This window comes from Oceanisphaera ostreae (assembly GCF_042676125.1).
GTDB lineage: Bacteria > Pseudomonadota > Gammaproteobacteria > Enterobacterales > Aeromonadaceae > Oceanimonas > Oceanimonas ostreae.
Genome location: NZ_JBHTJS010000047.1, coordinates 1 through 20,384, shown reverse-complemented (window position 1 = coordinate 20,384; position 20,384 = coordinate 1). Strand labels below are relative to the sequence as shown.

Genomic DNA, 20,384 nt, shown 5'->3' with positions numbered 1-20,384 from the left:
CGCATAAAGTAAAGCCGCTAACTTAGCGGCTTTTGTTCAAGAATTTGTGCTCATGCTTTGTGCTTTAGCAATCATCTGGCGCTGCTCTTCAGTTGCAGCTTGCACCACCTTAGCAAAAAACTCGTTTTTCTCTTGAGTCGATGCGCTCTGCATGAAAGCAGTAAAAGGTGCTGATTTAACCTTTTCATGTTTAGGTGCGCTCATGGCTCCTCCTTTACCTATCTTAAGCCAACGATGGCTTCTAATGATTCACGATTGTACTTTTTGCTTAATAAAGCGTCAATGTCACTGACGTTAGCGTGATGTGCTTCATTGTGGCCGTCAATATTTTTCTCGATAAACATTATATTTATCTGATCTTTAAAGATCTTCTTGAGCTCACTCACTACTCTTTGAGACTCAATAAACTGCTCAACAAAAACTTCTTTAGGCACTCTTCTGCCTTCTACCGTTTCTCTAGCCTTAACCAGCTGCCAGGCTTGAGTTGGCTCTTGATAAACAAAAATAATATACACATTACGCCCACGTTTTAGTGAGCGCTCTATGTTGCTTTTTGCTTTCTCAAAGCTCGACAGCGTAGAGTCTAAAATAAAGCTCACGTTGCGCCGTAGCGCACGGTCATGGATAGCTTCAACCAAGAGCGTCGCCGGCGTCTGGAATAGCGGCGAGTTAAGGCCGTCGTAGTCTTCAAACTCTTTTCTCAATTCATCATTTTCAATATGCACGAACTCAACACCGTCACGCTCCTGGAAGCTTGTTATTAGAAATCGTGCGGTTTCTGTTTTACCGGCACCAGGAGATCCCGCCATAAAGATAGAATCTGCAGGATCTTCTTTAGGAAGATGATCCACCATTTTCTTGGCGATAACCTTCTTCATCTTTTTAGCGGCAACAATCGCCTTTTCTGTTATCTGTTGATCATTCATAGCCGTTAGCTCTTGCGCGTAAGATTCATCTCGGGTGTTAAGCACTCTTGTAACGATAGGCCACCGTGATTGTAATGATCCCCGGCTATATAACCGGCAATGCCGGGTGCCATGGCTACGGTCACGCTAGGGTTCCAGTGCCAAGGTACCACTAACCCTTCGGGCTGAACGTTATCTTTAAGAATGGCACAGCGAGTAAGGCGTTTTTTAACTAAGGCCTTATTAATGCTGGCGCCAGCGAGTTTGTCGGGCACCCATAGCCAGCCATGATCGGTCACTATTCTGATCCGTTGCCAGCCTTCATCAAACAGACTGCGAATACGCGCTACTACATCGTCCAGGATCTTATCAATGAACTGCGGCATCTTACGCTGTTGCTCATGGCCCATGTTATCCAGGTCACCAGTCTGCACCCAGGCAAAGCCTTTAGGATCACCGGCTTCTAACCCTTCTAAGTATTGCCAGCCTTTTTCATGCAATAGCTTTTGTAAGTAGTGCGAACTAAAGCTGGCATGGCCGTCTGCTAGTGCCGGAATAAAGTCTTCATTATTCGCTAAGCCGGTCAGCATATCAGCCACCGGTGTCACCGCCGCTTTTGCCGTAGCAGTGAGCGAGGGCAGGGCAGACCAGCGTGATTGTAAATCTACGGCGATATTAAACTGGGCCAGCTTAGCTTGTAACATGTTAGCTGTGTCATAGCGTAGACCATCTACAAAAAATACCACCTGGCTGCTCGCCGTATATGAAGCGGCATTTTCTTTAATTTGTCCTTCACCCGGGTAGCCACTACTTGCTACTAACTGCTGAAAGTTCAGCGTGGTTTGTTCAAGCCAAGGGGTATAGATAATCGCGAGCACGCCAGCAATCAGCTCTTGCTGATAAATATCGCGCGCTTTAGCCATGCTGTTTAACACGGCTGCATCTGCTTGCCAAAAGCGCTGAGTGTAATGCTCTGCCATGGCCTGGGGATTAGGGCCACTAAAGGCAATCTCGGTATGCGCTAGCACCTCGATACATTGCTCAAGTATCTCTAACCAGGGCGATAGGCTTAAGCGATACCATAACCAGTCTTTACGTGTCTGCTGGGCTTGCCATAAGCTTCGTAACTCGGGTGCGAGTTGAGCTCGGGTCTTGCCGCTAGCGGCTTTAAAAGAAGACTCAATTTGTTGTTCGTCCGCTTGGTTTTCAAAGGCGTAGTTTTCAGGGTTCACAATCGCCATGGCTGCCGGTTGCAGTTGCTTTAGCTTTTCGACCAGCAAGGGCAGGTTAGTCGCCGTATCAGCAAAGCGCGCCCAAATGGCTTGCCACTCCCCCTCGGCTTCGCATAACAGCTGTAGGGCTTGTTGTTCATTGCTCACTTCAGGTGTAAAACCAAACTGCGATTGGCAAGATTGGCTAAAGATATCCCACTTGCTGCCTTGCCACTGTTGGGCTTTATCTTCAGGGTTGTTTAGCCAACCTAAAATATCTTTAGCCGGATCGTTAAGCACAATCGCGTAAAAATCTTCTGCGATTAGTTTCTTATCTTTTAAGTTAGCAATCGGTGTTTCTAGCAGGTCAGGTAGCACCTGCAAGATGGCTTCTTGGGTCTTTTTGTCTTTACCTACATCAAGCTGCATGCCGACGGTGGGATTTGTTAAAAAAGAGCTTACCGTCCAATCTCGACCAGCCGAGTTATAAGCCCACCAACAACCGCGGTATTGCAACTCAGCTAGTGGCTGTAAGAACTCGGGGCACTGCTCAATGGCCCGCAAGTCTTTGCGGCTCACACCAGGTAAGTAAATAATCGGCGTTTTATCTGCAGGGATCGGGCACTCTTCGAGCAAACCAGCAATCACGCACTTCACCCAAATAGCCGGGCCAATGCGTTGTTTTGGTTGATACTCCCCCAGCTCTATTAGCTCTGGCAACTGCTGCTTGATAAATGGCATCGCTGACTGCCATTCGCGATTTACGTCAGTCCACAAAATGGCGGCTGGCGCCACTTGTACGGCTGAATTATATTGCGCAGAGGCTCTTAGCTGCTGCACTAAAAAATCAATGATTGTTGTCATATTACTCTACAGCCAAGGTTTCTATCTGTTGTAACCATGCATTAAACAGCGCGCATTTTTCACGCATGGCATCTAAGCCAATCTCTAATGCCGCTAAGGTACCCATCAGTGGTTTTTCGTAATCATAAATCAAGTCTTCAATACGCTTGCTGGGTGCGGTTTGAGGGCTGTCGTTAATATGCTCCGGTGACTCAAACGCATCGGCGATACTTTGAAAGCTACCGACTAGCTCGGGTTTATCCATCCCCACAGCCATTTTTTGTGGATCACTAAACAGTAGCGCTTCAAACTCATACATTTGTACGAAAGGGATAAAGCGGCGCACAACGTCTTCGCCTAAGCTTGCTGTTAGCTTTTCAACTAACGCATTTTGTAAGGCTCCGGCTTTAGTGCTCATTTGAGATCCAGGATCCAAAGCTGTTTTACCTGGGAATGATGTCGGTAGTCCGTAGAAGTCAAAAAATGTAGTGCAGTAGCAGTTTTTATCCGCAGTGAGACGATTGCGGATATCTGGTAATAGCCGCTCAAATTTAAAATTGCCGCCTTTGTGCCCGGGCTTGCCTATTAATGCCGGTCTGAGGTAAATACCTTTAAGCGCAAAGGGCTCAACCAGGAGGTTATTCACAAACGCTTCTTCGGTTTGTCCCTCACAAATCACGTGCACTAATATTGGTTTTTTTAGGGGCGCTGTTATTGAGGTCACTTAGACGGCCTCCCACCAAGAATGTTTTTCTGCCATAGCTCACCAATGGAATAATCTTCAAGCCAACTTTCAAGTTGATCGGCATCAAGGCGCTTAAAGATAGAGGCGCCGTCTTCACGCTCCACCACAATTAAGTCGTCTAATTCAAACTCATTGAGTAACGCCACAGACTGAGTAGAGACAATCACTTGCATCCGTTTTGAAGCAGAGCGCAGCAGTGCACCCAGCAAGGTAATGGCATAAGGGTGCAAACCTAGCTCAGGCTCATCAATAATGATGGTGGAAGGCGGATTAGGTTGCAGTAAGGCGGTAACTAAGCAGATAAAACGCAGCGAACCATCCGAGAGTTGACTTGGCCACAACGGATAGTCACTGTCTGCCTGTTGCCACAGCAAGCGAATCTGCTCTTCGCCAGAAGCCAACATAATTGGCTTAAGTACAAAGTCGCCAAAAAAGGGCACCGCAAGCTTGATGGTGCGGCAAATTTTGTTATAAACATTTGGACTATCGCGCTGCAGTTTAAAGAGATAAGCGGCTAAGTTAGCCGCATCATTACGCAGATACTCATTATCGTGTGCGGCACCGAGTCGCTTAACCGCTGCAGTGTCACTGGTGTCGTGAAAGTGGAACACCTTCCAGCCAGAAATCGCCGCATAGCAAAACTTAGCAACACTCGAGGTTCTACCTTTAAGTTTAGATTCATTATGGCCCGAGCCTAAATCGGGCCGTGTTTTACCAAAGTAGGGCCCATCAAAATAAAGCTGCTCTTTTGCAAAGGTGAAGCCCCCATCCACTGTAGGCTCAAGATCTGCCAGGTAGCCATTATCACCAAAGCGGATCACCGTTTGCAGGTTCTGGGTTTCTTTTAGCCCGTAGCACAATACGCGATCTGCACCGCCTTGTTTGCTGGTCCACACTTGCAAACGGCCTTCAACGAGTTCGTGAAGCATTCGAAAGTAGCTGATAAAGTTACTTTTACCCACGCCGTTGGCACCAATCAATACGTTTAGGTCATTGAGGGCGAGTTTGTCTAACTGACGAATAGACTTAAAACCTCGGATGGTTAAGGTGTCTATCTTACTCATTGGCTTCATCTCTTGCTGCCCGCTTTACCGCCAAGCTTAAGTGATGTTCGTTAATTCTGTCACCTAGCTTGCCGTCATATTCAAGGCCGAGGGTGTACCAGGGGGCTGACTCTACGTCTGTGCCGCGGTCTTTCTTCCAGTGAACATTAGGCTTGGCACGCAGTATACCGGCGCCTTTTTTACCTACCTCTTTGCTTAACATAAAGGGACGAATGTTTAGACGTACGCCATCGTTAAGATCCGGGTTCCAGCCGATAGGCTGCTCTGCCAGTGGCTTCCAGCGAACGAAGATATCGAGCCCGTTTTCACCCTTAAGAATGTCTTCCAGTTGCTTTCTCAAGTTTTCGGCAGCGGTTAAGCGAATATCGGCGCCGTCTTTGCCTTCGGCAAGGTCGCGTTTTTGGGTGCCAATCCAGTCATCCAGGTAGGTATAAATTAGGCGCTCTAGACCTGAGTAATCTAGGCGATGATAATTCACTAACACCGAGAAGCCGTCTTTTAGACCATCCCAAATCTGCCAAATAAAAGGTCTGTGCTGGAACAGCTTACAATGTTGCTCGAAGAATTTATCACGCAGCCAGCTTTCTAGATCTTTAGCCCCGACGGCTTTCAGCAAGTTAGCTTCTACCGTGCTAGACCAGGCTGTGCCATAAGCTTTATGCAATATTGCCTCTAAGCGGCTGACGGCATTCTTTTCGCCACGCACTGCGGGCAAGCAAACTATACCATCGTCATCTTCTAGGCCGTTGAAATCTGCGTTAAGTAGCATGACTTCGCGCATTTCAGGTGCTAGTTCCATTTCAGTGTCTAGTTCTGCAGGCCATTTGTAGTCCAGCAAACGAGCTATCGCTACTTGCAGTACGGTATCGTCTTGTTGGCGTAGGGCACCGACTGCTGTAGTTTTGGTTTCTTCATGCCAAATTACTGAGGCGCAAGGATGGCCGTGGAATATCCATTGGCTTGGGTCATCTGAATATGGCTGTGGCAGAAAGTTAAGATTATTACTTAAAGACCATTTATCATAATCAAAAGCAGGTTTCACAAGAGTTGCTGGAGTTACCCCTACCTTGCTGTCAATTTTTCTTATCTCAAGTCGAAAATCACTTGAACTAATAAAATTCCATATCGCTGTAGCGTATTCACGTTTTTTGGGGATTAAGATTGCGCCGTTTTGGTCATATAACTCAGCAGAGGCAATAGTACTGTATAAATCTCCCATACGATGGACAACGAAGCCTATACCTACATCATCTAAGCTACTCTTAATTTTTTTCGATAATCGATCTCGGAAACCAGACTGTTTTGACATTTCGCCAATGCCACTTTCCCAATATACAACTTGCTGTAGACCATCAAAGAAAGAAATTGAGGACGGAGTTCTTTGTTGCAAAACCCAATTTTCGCTCCAGACTTTAGATTCCCAATATTTATTTACAAATTTATCATTATCTCCCGTTTGAATACCACAATAAAAATCACAATAATGAGATAAAGGTACCCCTGAATTTAGAGGTTGAATAATTAGCCTAAAATCTTGATTACAATTTATTTCATTATTATATATTCTTGAAATCTCTGTGTTTACTACCTGTGAGGATCGAACTTCAACTCCACGTTCTTCTTTCGCAATTACAGTGTAATATTCAAAGGTGTTTTTATTTTTTATTTTACCTGTCAATAGTAAAGTAAAGTTGAAATCATAAAGAATTGAATCAAAAGATCCCGGGCCAAGCTCTGCGACAAGATATGGAGAGTTTTTGGAAAAGTAGTCTTGCCTAAAGTTTTTATAAGTTTTAAGGGAAGTCCAATTCTGGGGGCCTACAATGCAACTTATTCCATTGTCACCTAAAAAGTATTGGATACGATCAATGAATGTTGAAGCTAAATCTTGAGCGGATTTTTTATATTCAAAGTCAGAGAAGTTCCTTAATAAATCAGGCTGCTTTGCTCTTCCTAGATAAGGTACGTTTGTTGTTACTAAGGAATATTTCCCACTTAAAATTATTGTTAATTTTATTAATTCATTTGTCGTTGATTTTGTTTCAAGGCTGACAGTGCACTTATTTTTTATAATATTATTTAGTAGTTCCCAAGGTGCAGGGAAATTACTTTTAATATCTTTAGTTGGATCAATCAAACTGCCTAAAACTGGCGCATTCTTAAAGGTGTCCTGCATCCAGCTAATTGCCTCAGACAGGGTTTCATCACCTTTAGCTAAGTCCTTCCATTCTTTTTGTGCTTCAGTAATAGATAGTCCTGAGCAAGCTATATTGAGTTCTGGTAATACGCGGTAACCACCTGAATTCGGATAACGCCAGGCTTCCAGTGCCAAGGCAAAGGCCGCTAGCTCAAGACAGCGCTGGTCTAGCTCTAAGCCGTGAATGTTGTCGCGTAATACTGCATCAACGGCGGCTTGTTCCGTTAGGTCTTCTAGCTGCATGCGTAGCGGCACTAGCATCAAGAATACGGCAACTAAGAAGTGCCCTGAACCGCAGCAAGGATCCAGTACTTTAAATTCACTTAAATGCTCTGGCCATTTCTCAAAGCCGCCGGCGGCGGGCGTCCATTGCTGAGTGTCTTCGTCTTTAACAAAGCGCAGATACTCTAACGGCACACCATCTATAGCAGCTAGCTCGCGTAGCTCTTGCTCGTTGTTGGCGCGTACTAAATCATCTTGTGTTAGCTGTTTATTCGCCCACCAGGCGCCTAAGGCATTATCGAGCAAAAAGCTCACCATGTAGGGTTCAGTAAACAGCTGAGTTACTGGGCCCAGTTCTTCGGCGCCAATTTTAACGCCAGAGTCGTTTACTTGTTGTTTCTTTTTATTCTGCCAAAACTGATAACACCAACCCAAGCTGTCTTGTGCCTGGTAGGTGCTTACATCCAGAGCTGCGATCAGTTCTTCTAAGGCACTGATGTGGTTAATCGAAAACTTAATGGCAAACACCGGCGAGTCGGTACGAAATATTTGCGGCAGCATTTTTTGCGCTAAACGACCGGCTAACTCCCAGCCGTCTTTACAATCTGGCTCTTCTTCTGCCAATTCGCTGCATTCTTCTAAGGTTACCGCTGTGTATTGGTCATACATCAATAAGTTGTTTTGTTCCAAGAAGCGGGCAAACAACATGCGGTGCCAGTGGCCATAAGCCACTTCATGGCTAAGCCGTTCAATTTGTTGGCTGCCGTCTTGCAACACGTCGCCTAGCTGGCGGGCATGAGCACGCAGTTCATTACGCAGTTTACGTTCAGCTTCTGTTAGATAACTGGGTGCTTGGCTGGCGGCAACGCCTAAGCGTTGTAAGGCTTCAAAGGTAGCGTTTTCGGCTATCTCACGCGCCTTTATGACTGTATTTTCTAGTTGGCTGCGTAATTTTCTATCGAGTGGCTGTCTCATTGCTGTTCCTACTGAATGCATAAAACCCGCCGGTGCAGGGCGGGTTTAAAATATTATTTTTATCAAGTACTTATCAAGCGCTTATAAAACACTTAGCTTGGTACTACTGGCCCCTTAGCCAACTCGGCTCGCAGCTCTGTGGCTATGGTGGTTAGCCAGCTATCTAGCTCTTGCTCGTTATTCAAGATTGGCTTATTGAGTCGGTAGTATTGTGTTTTGGGCTGTAGCTCACTGATGGCATCTTTTAGCACTTGGTCAAAAATACTGGGCAAGGCTGAAGTTTTATCTCGCCACTGATCAAAGCTAATGTCATCCAGCGAGTTAAAGGCGGCATCTATATCGCTAATGCTAATCTCTGGAATCTTGTCTAAATTACGTTTCGCTAAAAAAGTGCAGCGCTTGGCTTCGTCTAACTTTTGCCAGTTTTCATCCACTTCTAAATCCAATTGGCACGCCTGGTGCTCAGCTTCATACTCGCCTCTGTGGGCAGTTAGGGCATCACTTAGCGTGCTGGTTGCCTTTTGTAACAAGGGATTCACCGGACAGGGATCGGCTAACAAGCTGCGATTAGCAATCATGGCGTCACGTTCTTGTTCTAGCTCGGCGTATATGGACAAGTCTTTGCAGTACTTAATGGCTTCTTCAAACTTGGCCCACTGCTTGTTGCGCACAGCGGCTTTCTCTGCCAGCTTTTGCCAGCTATCAAACTCACTCTCAATAGCATCTTTATTAGCGTGGGCTTGTTGTAACTGATCGTTACCCGAGTAGATTTCTAGATCAGAGAGTAAAGCCGTGCTAGGTGCCATAGGCAGCGGCGGCTTACCACCGGCGCTATTTGCTACCTGCTTGGCTCGGCTAATGGCTTGCGGCAGTAAGCTGGCTTCTTGCCCCGCATTACAAGCTTGCCCTAATAATGTAGAGACTAAGCTGCGCACTTTAATTAGCTGTACTTTAGATAAGGTGACGTTCTCTGGTCGAAACTTGGTTTGGGTGACCGAAGAGCGATCCAGGCTTTTTACATCAATGGCTTTGCTTTGTGCATCCGTGGCTTTTAGTAAGCCTGCCGCCAGCATGGCGTATAAGGCTCCATCAATAACGTCTTTGCTCCAGCCATAAGGCGCCAGCCGAAAGTGATCATGGATCTCTTTACCGGTTTTCATGATGCCAATAAAGCGATTCATTTCTACACACACCGGATGCTTGCCAGGCTCGTCTTTAAAGCCTAGCTTTTCTAAAGCATTAGCATCAGCAAACTTGCTGGCAGAGTCATATACCTTTGCCCAGCCACGGTCGTCAGCTATTTTAAATTTGTTGTACAAGCGTAGGCAAGCTATCTCTCCGGCACTTTCAATTTGCTGCGTTAGTGTATCGCCAGCAACTTCTTGGCCACCGGCAAGGCACACTTGAATGTCAGAGAAAATCTCTTTCAAATATTGGCCTTTGGCTCGTTCTGCTTCTCGCAGGCGAGTTTCCATGGCTTGCTGTGCATCACGACCGGCATCTGTGGTGGCGCGACCTCTTACCTCTAAGGTGTTTTCTGCGGCCTTTAAGGTAACAATGGCTTTATTAAGCTCACTGCGATGGGTGGTAGGGATATAAATATAAATAGTGGCACTGTCCGGATCCGCACCACGGGATAATGTATTAAAGCCATTTTCAGTTTGTTCTGGCGCCCAGGCATAAATACGCTTATCCGCATCTGCCGGTAAGGTAGACTCAAACTCTACTATTACCTGGCGCGACTCGGCCATGGCACCTTGAGTGATCCTGGCCTGGGCCACTTGTTTACGAACATAACTTTGAATTTCTTTACTGCGATAGGTTTCTAAGGTTTGTGGATTGCCCATTAAGTCGTTTTCTTGACGACGTAGCTCATCGTACCAAGCCTGGCTTTCTACGGTTTGTAGGCTGTATTCCTGACCTTGTGCGGTTTCACGAGCCATCACTAGGTGCTCGCTTTCTAGCACTTTTAGCATTTCAGGCACTAATGGTCGTAGCTTATGTTTATCGTTATATAAATCTTCAAGTAGCAGGTCTGCCAGGATATCTATGGTGGCATGAATGCCGTGCTCTGTGTCTGTGGGCAGCTTGCTGATTAAGAGGATCAGAGATAACAAGCGGCCTTGCAGTTGTTCTTCTTCATTACCTGCACCTTTACGGCTAATGGTTTCGTAGATGTCTCTACCAATCACACCAGTTTGTAGCAAGTTAGTGGCAATTTGCTCGTATAAGAAGTCAGCGGGTACCACATAACCCAGTTTTTTATCTGCTGTGCTCTTTAGAGCCTCGTGCACCACTCTTAACTGGTTGCGTAGCTGTGAGCCGGTACCTGTTTTATCAAGGGCGGGTAATACACGCTCCCAAAAACGACGGCGTACTGGCAGCAAGGGATAGTCTGGTACCATCCATTGTTCGTCATCTTTGTTGTTCTCTATGGTACTGCCACGCAAATGGCGCGAGATTTCACCAAAGTTATCGTCGATCACCGTTTGTACTGCAGGCTTAGCGGATTCTTTTTTCTGCAATATCACTTTACGGATCACCGCATCAACATCGGTATCTTCTAATTGTACTGGCACCTGAAAGCGGCCCATTAAGCGCTGCAAGTTAGCCATGCCCGTTAGTGCACTTTGCCCTGTAGCTACAAACAGTAACTTAGATTTAAGGGCACTAGCGCCACTGCAAGTTTCAACTACCTCTTGCACATCTTGCGCTTTTTGGATGTTGTCGCCAATGTATTGCTGTACTTCATCCAGCACGATTAATGTTAGAGGTAGCTCACCATCATTAGAGATAGCATCAACCAGCGCAGTTACCATTTCATCGTTAGTGACATCATCAACAATAACGTATTGAGCACGTAGCATTTCGCGTACTTCTTTGTTGTCTGACGCAAAACCAGGAATAGCTTCTAATACGGCATTGTGCAGAATAGGGGAGACGTGCAGGTTTTTAAGCTCTTTATCCCAGGTATTAGTGCCAGGTTTAGCTTTGGCGTTTGCTTCTACATAAGCTTGTACTTGCTCTAGTACGCCTTGAGACTTTAACCACATTACAAAACGCGCCAGGTGATACTGTTCTGGCAATCCCGCTGACTCAAACACAATCCCCAATAAGGCTAAGCGTACTCTGTTGCCAGCCCCCGCACCTAAGGTACCCGAGGCGGCATAAAGGCCACCGTTGCCGGCGGCCAGAGAAGACAGTTCATCAAACAGGCCGGCAATGTTGGCAGGAAGATCAGTAATAGAGCGGGCATCTGAGCCATCGTTCAGCGTTTGGTTCGTCCAAAGTGTACGCAGCATTTTAGCTAAGTGAGACTTACCTGAGCCAAAGAAGCCACTGATCCAAACACTGGGCTGCTCACCGCTGGCTTTAAAAGCAGAGAGATAGTTGCTTAGAATATTGTGCATACCTTTAGCATAAGCACCATCACACACGAAGGTTTTTAACTCATATTCCAGAGTTTCTAGCGCACCTTTAGATAAGTCATCTTTTACTTTTGCTACGCCGTTATTAGCTAAGCGGCTATTTACCGGATCATTGACAAATACTTCACGATTAAGCATTGAACTTCCTTATGACGTAGCAGAAATGGCGGTAGCGTGATAGCCCCAGCCGTCTTTGGCATCGAGTAATTGATAATTGTTGTTTTGTACTTCACCGGGGAAGAATACGACTAAACGCCCTGTTATTTTTTCAGCTAACGATTCCACCAGGCCCGATACAGAAGCAAAGCCAAATAAGGTGCCGCAGCCCAATAATGCGATCACACTATCGGCACTTTGATTTTCTAGCACGCTTTCACTAAGTGTTTCTACTAGCTCATCGGAAAAATCGTCATAGATCCCTCTTAAATATTCAGGATCTTCAAAATAGGTTTCTTTGTAGTCTTGATCTACCATCCATCGTTCAAAGCTGTGGCTAATATCGAGCAGCAGCCAGGGGTGATGATTATTAGTACAGGCGAGTTCAAACTCTTCAGTGCGAGCACGTAGTTTTAGCTCATCTTCTTTGTGATAAACCAAAAAAATAGTACGTTCATCAGAAGACACGGCAGAGGGCCAAGGGATGCTAATGTGGCTTTCAAAGCTGGTAAGTAGTTTAGTGAGCCGGTCTGACATTTTATACCTCAGAAAAATCAATGTGCGGGAAGGTCACTTCCACGACATCACTGGCATGCTTAAAGTTAATTAAGCCTCTTAATGAAGCTCTGTGTGCTAATTCAAATAGTCTTTCTTTATCCTGGTCCAGCATACGGCACCAAAAGCTCTCGAATAAGCGTTGCCCGCTTAACCCATGGCAGTGGGCGAGAAACAGCGCATACGCGACATTGACGTAGCTTACCTTTGGCTGCTCCCGATACTTTTTGGCCTTGCCAGATAGATAGCCAGCTTGAGTCCAGGTGCCATTAATATTTTGTGAAAACGATTTTAAAGAGGCGGCACTAAAGCGATCGGGATCATCATGCGCTAAACAGGCTTCCATGGTTTCTCTGGCCAAATGCTCACCAGTCTCTAGCTGTAAGATAAGCTCAGCTGAACCGCGCAGTAGTGGGTCACGCGCGATGGCAAGTTGCAGCGCCAGTATGGCTTGAGTGTCTTCATTCAACTCCCACCACTGACGTAACACCTTAAACAACAGGACGTTATTATCAAGCGCATAAAGGTCGATAAGGTGGCGGTAGGTCAACTTTCGCGAGTTTTCTGTCGGTTTATGCAAGATGTTAAAGTTGATAATGTCGCTTTCGAAATCCGCTCTGCTGGCACTTTCGTCACGAGAGAACAGCAAATGCTTAAGATCTTCAATCATCATGCTACGCGCAGAGTGCGCACCATTCTTACCGAACTTAAAACCTAACTCTTCTAACTTATTGTTTTCTATCATAATTTAAATCGGTAGACACCGCCGTCCGTTCTTTAATGCTTATAGCCGCATTATACCCTGATATGACGTTGGTCTCACGGGGTTGGGGGACGTTGGTGATTAATTAGCACAATTTATTTAAAAAAACGCTTTATCCGAGTTTAAATCTTCTCATTAATATCTTCTTATAGCTCATTAAAGCAACAAGTTTGTTCAAGTTAAGTAAATTTTTTAGTCTTTAGTTCATAATCTTGATCTGTTTCCGTATAAGTAGAAGAAGTATGTGGGAAGCTATATGATAAAATAAATGTTGATAAAAATATATTTATAAAAAAGGGATGATCATGTCTGGAATTAATCAATTTCTCAAAGAAAAATTAAGTGAGATGGGTAACCGTACCTATATAGCACCAGAAATAGATGGTAAAAAACTAAGCAATGCAGTTAATGCTTTCAAACTGGATAGTGATCCAGCCACAGTGATTGGGATTTGTGATAACACATTATTCGGCAGCGCCAAGGAAGGCTTTCTTCTGACAGGGCTAAAGGTGTTTTTCAAACCAGCCTTTGAGAGTCCGATTGAAATTTCTTATGAAGATCTTGAGACAGTCGAGCATGTTGAGCTAGTTAGTACTAACGCGAAGGGGAAAGAAACAAAGAAAAGCTTCTTACTTTTCACGAAAAAAGATGGCAAAGAGATAAAAGCAGAGAGCGTTTCTTTAGTAAATATTATTAAATTAGCGGAGATCCTCAGTAGCGTCATAACTGAATTCGAAGATTATGAAGAGCAAAGTCAGCTGCAACCTATCGAAGAGTTATCAGAGAGCCTTAAAGTAGCCTATATAAAGGTGGTTGTTAATATGGCTTTTGATAATGATGGCGAAGTTGATGATGGTGAGTTTGCTGAAATATTGCAATTAATGACCAGGTTGCGGCTAAGCGTAGAGTCGCGCTACTCAATAAGACAGTACATAGGCAGCGCGGACAACATAGAGCCTTTGGATGAACTGGTTAAAGCTATTCACTCTCAAGCACCTGATGGTATGGCAAAGTCATTACAAATCTCTCTAGTAAAAGACCTCATTAGTGTAAATTCCTCTCTTACTAAGAGCGATTCTAGCGACTTCGGATTTCTGCAAAAGAACCGCGATATTTTTCAAGTAAGTGATGCAGAGATAGAACTGGCTCAAATGGCGATTGTCAACGATAGAAAAATCCTTGACCGGGCTTATACAGACACTGCTATTACTAAGAGTCTCAAAGAGCTAAGTGCTAAAGCTGGCGCTGTCGGAGTGCCTTTAGGGGCTGTGTATCTCTCGGGTTCTGTAATGGGTCTGTCTGCTGCAGGTATGACTTCAGGGCTTGCCACATTGGGTATGGGCGGAGCGCTTGGATTATCAAGCATGGCAACCGGTATAGGTGCGGCAGTTATTCTAGGCGTTGTGGCGTATAAGGGTATTAAGCACTTAACAGGCACCGGAGCTGAGGAAGGCGATAAGCGTCGTGAGCTTATGCTGCAAGAAGTTATCCGTCAAAGCCAACGCACTATTAATATAGTTATTGAGGATATCAATTTCCTTACTAATGAATTGTCATCTGCACTGTCGGCTGAACACGTTACTAAGGAGAAGCTAAACCAGTTAGCTTCCAAGCTCTCCCAGTATATTCGTGCATCTAGAGTTATTGGAACCAAAACGGAACAGGCTGAAGCAGACAAAGAACGCCTTAAATCTCCAGAGTTTCTTGATATTACTCGTTTAAAAACACTGACCAAGGATCATGATAAGAGTAAGTATTTCGATTTTGTAATGCGTTTTTATCAGGAACATATTGTAGAAGAAGAAAAAGATGGCGTTATGGTTGAAACTAAGTTAGCGCGACTAATTGAAAGTGAAGACTCAAGAGAGATGGAGCAGCTTGGCCAAGTCTTTGAACTCCTAGATTATTCAAGCACCCAGGCTGCAATTAAAGGTAAGTTGAAAGGAATGTTTTCTTAATGGAAAGGTTTAAGGATGCAACTGATGCTTTGCTGGTGCAGCAGCATCAGCAATCAGGTGCGCAGCGAAAGTTAGGAGAGGTCAGAAGTGGTATTGAAAGCCTGACTGATCTCCGTAGCGATAACTTAGATGCCTTAGACGATTTGGATGCTCAGTTAGAGGCTTTAATGGCGGGTGAGGGGATAGATTTTGACATCGGTAATCTAACTTTAGAGCGAGAGGTCGAGGCTGCCTTACAGGTTGATACCGGTAGTATTGAGGCTAGCCATCAGATATCGCTCTTAGAGGTAATAGAAGGGGATAGTGCAGACTGGGCTCACTATATGCTTTCAGTACGCGGTTATGCAGAACAAAACGGTGTGGATTTAAATGGTGATCCTTTTATACGCTTGATGACTGAATCACAGCGTATTGTAGTAGAGAAGCGTATCGATGAAGACCTAACCTATAAAGCAGCTAATTGCGATAAGTACGATTACATGCTGGCTGGAACTTGCGGCATGATCGCAGGACTTGTTGATGTCTTATTTGTTGGCCTCCCTGGTACCGGTTCTATCGGGAAAGGTGCAGACCAGGCCGTTGATAATGCAGTGATGGGTTTAGCTAAGATATTGGGATGGAAGGGGGGGCTAAAAGCGAGTAATAAAAAAGCAAGTGCTATCGCTTTTTTAGAAGGAAAGTTTAAAGTTAATTATGATCAGACACACACTAACAAGACGGGCTCGACTGGTACTGATGGTAAAGTCAGGAATTTATTACCAACCAACCATCACATTAAAAACTTAGCTCACTCTCCAGATCTTATTGGCTTGTTTTTCTCGATAGTTAACCAGTTCAATAGTACGTCTACATTTGTTAGTGATGGACGACTGATCACGATTGATACGGAGACATTTGAGTTAAAGGGCGGAAGTTTTCCCGCAAAGATTTTTGCGGGGTTCTGTAACTGGTTGGGACACTTAGCTTCGGATATGGCTGGCTCTAGTGGATCAGCTGGTAATAGTAGACGCGGTACTGGTATACCTATGCCGTTTTACTCAATGTTACAGTTTTTGGATTTCGGTTCCTTTGGTCAGCATAGAGATACCTTTGCTAAGGTAGCTGTCAAAGTATTTGAGCAAGGATATGACATGAGGCATGGGATTGCGCTCGCTGTGCCCGTGCTAATTGCAGAGCTACTAACTCGCCTAACATGGACTTTTAAGCAGAGGGTCTATCACAAGAAGGAGTGGAAGGACTGTGTACCTACGGCCAATAATCCAGAGTTACGACGTATGCTGCTTGTCGCACATGGAACATTATGTGTAGTTGACGGCGTAGATGCAGGGCTACGGTCAGGTGGCGACATCGTACAGTTTATGTTGCGCTCAAACGTACTAGCTTGGGCGAGATTTGGTACCTTAGCTGTAAAAGAGTTGCGGGTCTGGTATAAGGCTGGTGGTCTTGACATTGATGCCGCTAACGAACATCTGGATGCTGAGTATAAAAGGTTACTCAAGAGTGGTTAGCTAGCTGAGCCTTCTACTAGGTGTGTGATAGCTCTCTTCAGCTATAAAAGCCGTAAGTTGTTAACTTGCGGTTTTTTGGATCAATTCAATACAGTTACTTAAGCCGGGTGATTAACCCTGATATTACGTTTGCAATTTTATCCGTGAAATCTCCTTAAGTGAGATTGAGTTTTATTTTCATTTATGGTGGAGCTAGTTGAGTATGAGTACGAGGCATAACGGAAAGAGTTCTGAAGTGGTTATCAGCTTGCTTGAGCTTTGATGTATTTCAGCTTTGGTTGGTTATGACGGCGAGGAACGTTCAGAAGTAGCTTTGTAGCCGGAGAATGATTGCGTAAGCTTACTTGCTTAGTAGAAGGCAGCGCTGGGGCTGAAAGAAGAATACTGAAGCTTGAGTCTGGTTTAGTGAGGATTTAAGCCTTGGCCATTTCACTACCAATTCACTACCAGAAATGACTGTGCGCTAGAAATGAAAAAGCCTACTTTATAAAAGTAGGCTAAGTCATTGATTGATTTGGTCGGCGTGAGAGGATTCGAACCTCCGACCCCTAACACCCCATGCTAGTGCGCTACCAAGCTGCGCTACACGCCGAATCGAAAGTAACTATATAGAGCGGCCGATAGAGCTGCAAGCCCCTTTTGATTATTTGTGTTCGTTTGCTGTTTTCTTGCTCAAAGTGGAGCACTTTCAACGATTAACCAATCGTATTGGCGCTGAGTGTGTCTTTTGACATAATACTCAGCGAACAGGCCCTCGCTAACAAAAGCGGTATATTGATGAATGAACAAGACGAATACTGGATGCGCCAAGCTATGTTGCTGGCAGCCAAGGCAGAGGCGGAAGATGAAGTCCCTGTAGGTGCCTTAGTGGTGTTGAATGGTGAGTGCATAGGGCAGGGGTGGAACAAGTCGATTGGCAGTCACGATGCGACGGCTCATGCCGAAATAATGGCGTTACGCCAGGCAGGACAAGTAGTTGGCAATTATCGACTGTTAGACTGCACACTGTATGTAACACTAGAGCCGTGCATGATGTGCGCAGGCGCCATGGTACACAGCCGCATTCAACGTGTTGTATATGGCGCGGCTGATGCTAAAACCGGTGCGCTAGACTCGGTGTTACAGCTGCTGGCCACACCTGGGCTTAATCACTTAGTCGCGTGGCAGTCGGGATTATTGGCCGACGAATGCGCCACTCAACTTAGTGCCTTTTTTAAACGCCGCAGAGCAGAGAAAAAAGCCGCCCGCAAACAAGCGACAGACCGAGAATAGAGCTTTATTTGCCACGAAAACAGTGGGTGAAGGGTGAAGAGGGTGCAATAACACTAAATCTATCTTTGCCACGGAATCCACGAAACCAGCGGAAAAATAGAGCTCAAATCTGAAAACTCCTTAACTAGCCAGACTCGGCCTTTTGGGCTGCGGTTTTGTCGGGTTGAATTCATTCGACCATTTTCAGCTTTTGGTCCAATGAATTGGACCCTACAAGGGCCTTGCTCTTACCGATTAGATGGCTTAGCACTTTTCGCTATTATCTTATGTTAATTTTTCCGTGGGTTCTGTGGGTTCTGTGGGTTCTGTGGATTCCGTGGCAAAATGGTTTTGACTTGGCTTTGTTACCTATATCGTCTGTTTTATGCTATAGCGTGGCGATCAGGTCGATATCTACCACTAAATCATCACTTAGTGCTTCTAATTTTTCTTTCAAGTTATGTAAGGTTTGGTCGTGGGGCAGAGTTAGCATACTCTTGGCTTCAAATAGCATCGTGCCCGTTGTGGGGGCAGAATAGCTGTCGGTTTTAAGGGTGTTAACGCTAATATTGAGCTGATTTAGTACCTCTGTTACTTCATCTATGATACCAATTCGGTCGTTTGCCGTTACCGTTAATGCTAGTTTTTGACCCGCCTGCGCGGATTGTTTAGCGTCAAGCAGCTGGATCTGAAAGTCGGGCAGTTGCTGTAATGCGTCGCTCAGTGCCTGACTGTGTTCTTGCGGCACGCTAATTTCTATAATACCGGCAAAGTAACCGGCCAGTTCGCTCATAGCACTGGCTTGCCAGCTGCCGTGATGTTGCTTAATTAAAGTGGCTAACTGCTTAACCAAACCAGCTTTATCGGGACCTATAATGGTGGCGACCAGCGTTTTCATCAAATGTACTCCTAATGGTATAAATAACTGTGTTTTCTCAGTTATTACATCCTATTAAAAGTAGGCGAGTATTTAGACTGTGTAAACTCCAAGTGTAAACCCAATGTTTGATAAGTAAGAGGCAACACTCCCCCTGGCGGTAGGCTCAATAATCACGTTTATGTTCTCACTAAAGATTGGCGTGCCTTGCCAATTGCCGATGTGCCGAGCACAATAAGCTATCGCGAACTACGAGACACAAGTCTATGGAACTGGCCCACTATCGGCGTGAATATTTGCAAGGCGGCCTGCGCCGCAAGAGCTTGCCTGATAATCCGCTCGCTTTATTTGAAACTTGGATGCAACAGGCCGTTGCCGCCGAGCTCGGTGATCCCACTGCCATGGTAGTGGGCACGGTAGACGATCGAGGACAACCTTATCAGCGCATCGTGCTGCTTAAGCATGTAGATGAACAAGGTTTTATTTTTTATACCAACATGGGTAGTCGCAAGGCCAGCCAGCTTGCTCAAAATCCTCGCATTAGCTTGTTGTTCCCTTGGCATGGATTAGAGCGACAAGTACACGTTACTGGTCAAGTTGAGCGCCTATCGACGCTCGAGGTAATGAAATATTTTAGTAGCCGGCCCAAAGATAGCCAAATTGGTGCTTGGGTATCACCACAGTCGTCACGCATTTCGGCTCGCGGCGTGCTAGAAGGCAAGTTTTTAGAAATGAAGCAAAAATTTGCTAATGGCGAAGTGCCATTGCCGAGCTTCTGGGGTGGCTTTAGGGTGAAGTTTGACTCTGTGGAGTTTTGGCAGGGCGGTGCCAATCGTTTACACGATCGTTTTTTATACCAGCGTGAACAAGACGGCTGGTCGGTAGATCGTTTAGCACCTTAAAGGTAATCGCGGTCAGCAAGTCGTACAGACGAAGAACGCACGACATAATTAACATGCTATAAGAGTGAAAGTTGTCTTTATCGGCAAAGCAAAGATCTTGGGAAAGTGGCTGCCTTAACGCCTCTGTTTGAGATCTTAACAATAAGATATGTACTTTCAGATTTGATCTCTATTTTTCCGTGGGTTTTGTGGATTCCGTGGCGAAAATAGCTGTAAAGGTAATTTATGCTAATTTGCAGAACAGAACGACCAGGTGACGGTGACGAGATAGACGAAGTAGTGTGCACGGCATTTGATCGTGAAGATGAAGCCGATTTAGTGTGGGCATTGCGTGAGCAAGCTGCCATTAGCCTAAGCCAAGTGGCCGAATACGAGGGTGCCATTATTGGTCATCTGGCTATGAGCCCGGTGTTTATTAATGGTGAAGACATCGGCTGGCTGGCGTTGGCTCCCATTAGTGTGTGGCCAGATTGCCAGCGCCAAGGGGTGGCTACTGCCATGATCCAATCTGTGCTAGACAGCGCTAATGAGCTGGATTGGGCCGGCGTGGTGTTATTAGGTGATCCACGATTTTACAGCCGCTTTGGCTTTAAGCCAGCTCTTGAGCTTGGTCTAGAGTATGCAGCATCCGATACGGGTGAGCAGCTGATGGCGATGGCATTTAAACAACCGGCCCCAAGCGGGCTAGTAACTTACCATCCTGCATTTGAAAAATGTGAAGGGTGAAGGGTGAAGGGGGGAGAGTGGAATGGCCCGACTGGAATGGCCCGACTAAAGTAGACACCAGTTTAAGCAGCATTAAGTTGCTGTGCATATGCGTTGGG

At 45.4% G+C, this 20,384-nt stretch carries 15 protein-coding genes and 1 tRNA gene; 5 read left to right on the top strand and 11 right to left on the bottom strand.

The genetic code is table 11. The features are described from left to right. Window positions 1–36: 36 nt before the first annotated feature. From ACFQ1C_RS12310 to ACFQ1C_RS12270, 9 genes are all read right to left on the bottom strand, one after another. Window positions 37–204, bottom strand: coding sequence for a hypothetical protein (locus ACFQ1C_RS12310; protein WP_379558913.1), 168 nt, complete (start codon window positions 202–204; stop codon window positions 37–39). A 14-nt stretch (window positions 205–218) separates the two neighbouring features. Further along, window positions 219–926 carry a zeta toxin family protein gene (locus ACFQ1C_RS12305; RefSeq protein ID WP_379558912.1) on the bottom strand — a complete coding sequence of 236 codons (708 nt, stop codon included), beginning with the start codon at window positions 924–926 and terminating at the stop codon, window positions 219–221. A gap of 5 nt (window positions 927–931) precedes the next feature. Beyond that, window positions 932–2,980: a BREX-1 system phosphatase PglZ type B gene (pglZ, locus tag ACFQ1C_RS12300; protein WP_379558911.1), complete on the bottom strand. Its 2,049-nt coding sequence runs from the start codon at window positions 2,978–2,980 to the stop codon at window positions 932–934. A gap of 1 nt (window position 2,981) precedes the next feature. Then, on the bottom strand, window positions 2,982–3,638 hold the full coding sequence (locus ACFQ1C_RS12295) for a DUF4276 family protein (protein WP_379558934.1): 657 nt from the start codon (window positions 3,636–3,638) through the stop codon (window positions 2,982–2,984). A 41-nt stretch (window positions 3,639–3,679) separates the two neighbouring features. Beyond that, window positions 3,680–4,768 carry an AAA family ATPase gene (locus ACFQ1C_RS12290; RefSeq protein ID WP_379558910.1) on the bottom strand — a complete coding sequence of 363 codons (1,089 nt, stop codon included), beginning with the start codon at window positions 4,766–4,768 and terminating at the stop codon, window positions 3,680–3,682. Continuing rightward, entirely contained in the window at window positions 4,761–7,964 is a 3,204-nt protein-coding gene (locus ACFQ1C_RS12285) for an Eco57I restriction-modification methylase domain-containing protein (RefSeq protein WP_379558909.1), read from the bottom strand. The genes ACFQ1C_RS12290 and ACFQ1C_RS12285 overlap by 8 nt, the downstream gene beginning before the upstream one ends. Before the next feature lie 290 nt (window positions 7,965–8,254). Next, the gene (gene brxC / locus ACFQ1C_RS12280; protein ID WP_379558908.1) at window positions 8,255–11,728 is read right to left on the bottom strand and encodes a BREX system P-loop protein BrxC; all 3,474 of its coding nucleotides are present in this window, start codon (window positions 11,726–11,728) and stop codon (window positions 8,255–8,257) included. A gap of 9 nt (window positions 11,729–11,737) precedes the next feature. Further along, complete coding sequence (locus tag ACFQ1C_RS12275) at window positions 11,738–12,283, bottom strand: DUF1788 domain-containing protein (protein ID WP_379558907.1); 546 nt, start codon at window positions 12,281–12,283, stop codon at window positions 11,738–11,740. A gap of 1 nt (window position 12,284) precedes the next feature. Continuing rightward, entirely contained in the window at window positions 12,285–13,046 is a 762-nt protein-coding gene (locus tag ACFQ1C_RS12270; RefSeq protein WP_379558906.1) for a hypothetical protein, read from the bottom strand. Window positions 13,047–13,369: 323 nt separating this feature from the next. On the opposite strand from ACFQ1C_RS12270, the gene ACFQ1C_RS12265 reads away from it, so the two are divergent. Together ACFQ1C_RS12265 and ACFQ1C_RS12260 are read left to right on the top strand one after the other, a co-directional pair. Then, window positions 13,370–15,022 (top strand): hypothetical protein, encoded by a 1,653-nt coding sequence (locus tag ACFQ1C_RS12265; RefSeq protein WP_379558905.1) that lies wholly within the window; start codon window positions 13,370–13,372, stop codon window positions 15,020–15,022. Continuing rightward, window positions 15,022–16,530, top strand: coding sequence for a hypothetical protein (locus ACFQ1C_RS12260; RefSeq protein ID WP_379558904.1), 1,509 nt, complete (start codon window positions 15,022–15,024; stop codon window positions 16,528–16,530). The genes ACFQ1C_RS12265 and ACFQ1C_RS12260 overlap by 1 nt, the downstream gene beginning before the upstream one ends. Window positions 16,531–17,045: 515 nt before the next feature. On the opposite strand, the gene ACFQ1C_RS12255 is transcribed toward ACFQ1C_RS12260, so the two are convergent. Next, window positions 17,046–17,122, bottom strand: a tRNA-Pro gene (locus ACFQ1C_RS12255). A gap of 185 nt (window positions 17,123–17,307) precedes the next feature. Between ACFQ1C_RS12255 and tadA the strand changes: the two genes are divergently transcribed. Next, window positions 17,308–17,802 carry a tRNA adenosine(34) deaminase TadA gene (tadA, locus tag ACFQ1C_RS12250; protein WP_379558933.1) on the top strand — a complete coding sequence of 165 codons (495 nt, stop codon included), beginning with the start codon at window positions 17,308–17,310 and terminating at the stop codon, window positions 17,800–17,802. Between the two features lie 367 nt (window positions 17,803–18,169). On the opposite strand, the gene ACFQ1C_RS12245 is transcribed toward tadA, so the two are convergent. Beyond that, complete coding sequence (locus ACFQ1C_RS12245; RefSeq protein ID WP_379558903.1) at window positions 18,170–18,679, bottom strand: glycine cleavage system protein R; 510 nt, start codon at window positions 18,677–18,679, stop codon at window positions 18,170–18,172. A 245-nt stretch (window positions 18,680–18,924) separates the two neighbouring features. On the opposite strand from ACFQ1C_RS12245, the gene pdxH reads away from it, so the two are divergent. Together pdxH and ACFQ1C_RS12235 are read left to right on the top strand one after the other, a co-directional pair. After that, window positions 18,925–19,560 carry a pyridoxamine 5'-phosphate oxidase gene (gene pdxH / locus ACFQ1C_RS12240; RefSeq protein WP_379558902.1) on the top strand — a complete coding sequence of 212 codons (636 nt, stop codon included), beginning with the start codon at window positions 18,925–18,927 and terminating at the stop codon, window positions 19,558–19,560. A 225-nt stretch (window positions 19,561–19,785) separates the two neighbouring features. After that, window positions 19,786–20,286: a GNAT family N-acetyltransferase gene (locus ACFQ1C_RS12235; protein ID WP_379558901.1), complete on the top strand. Its 501-nt coding sequence runs from the start codon at window positions 19,786–19,788 to the stop codon at window positions 20,284–20,286. Window positions 20,287–20,384 lie beyond the last annotated feature (98 nt).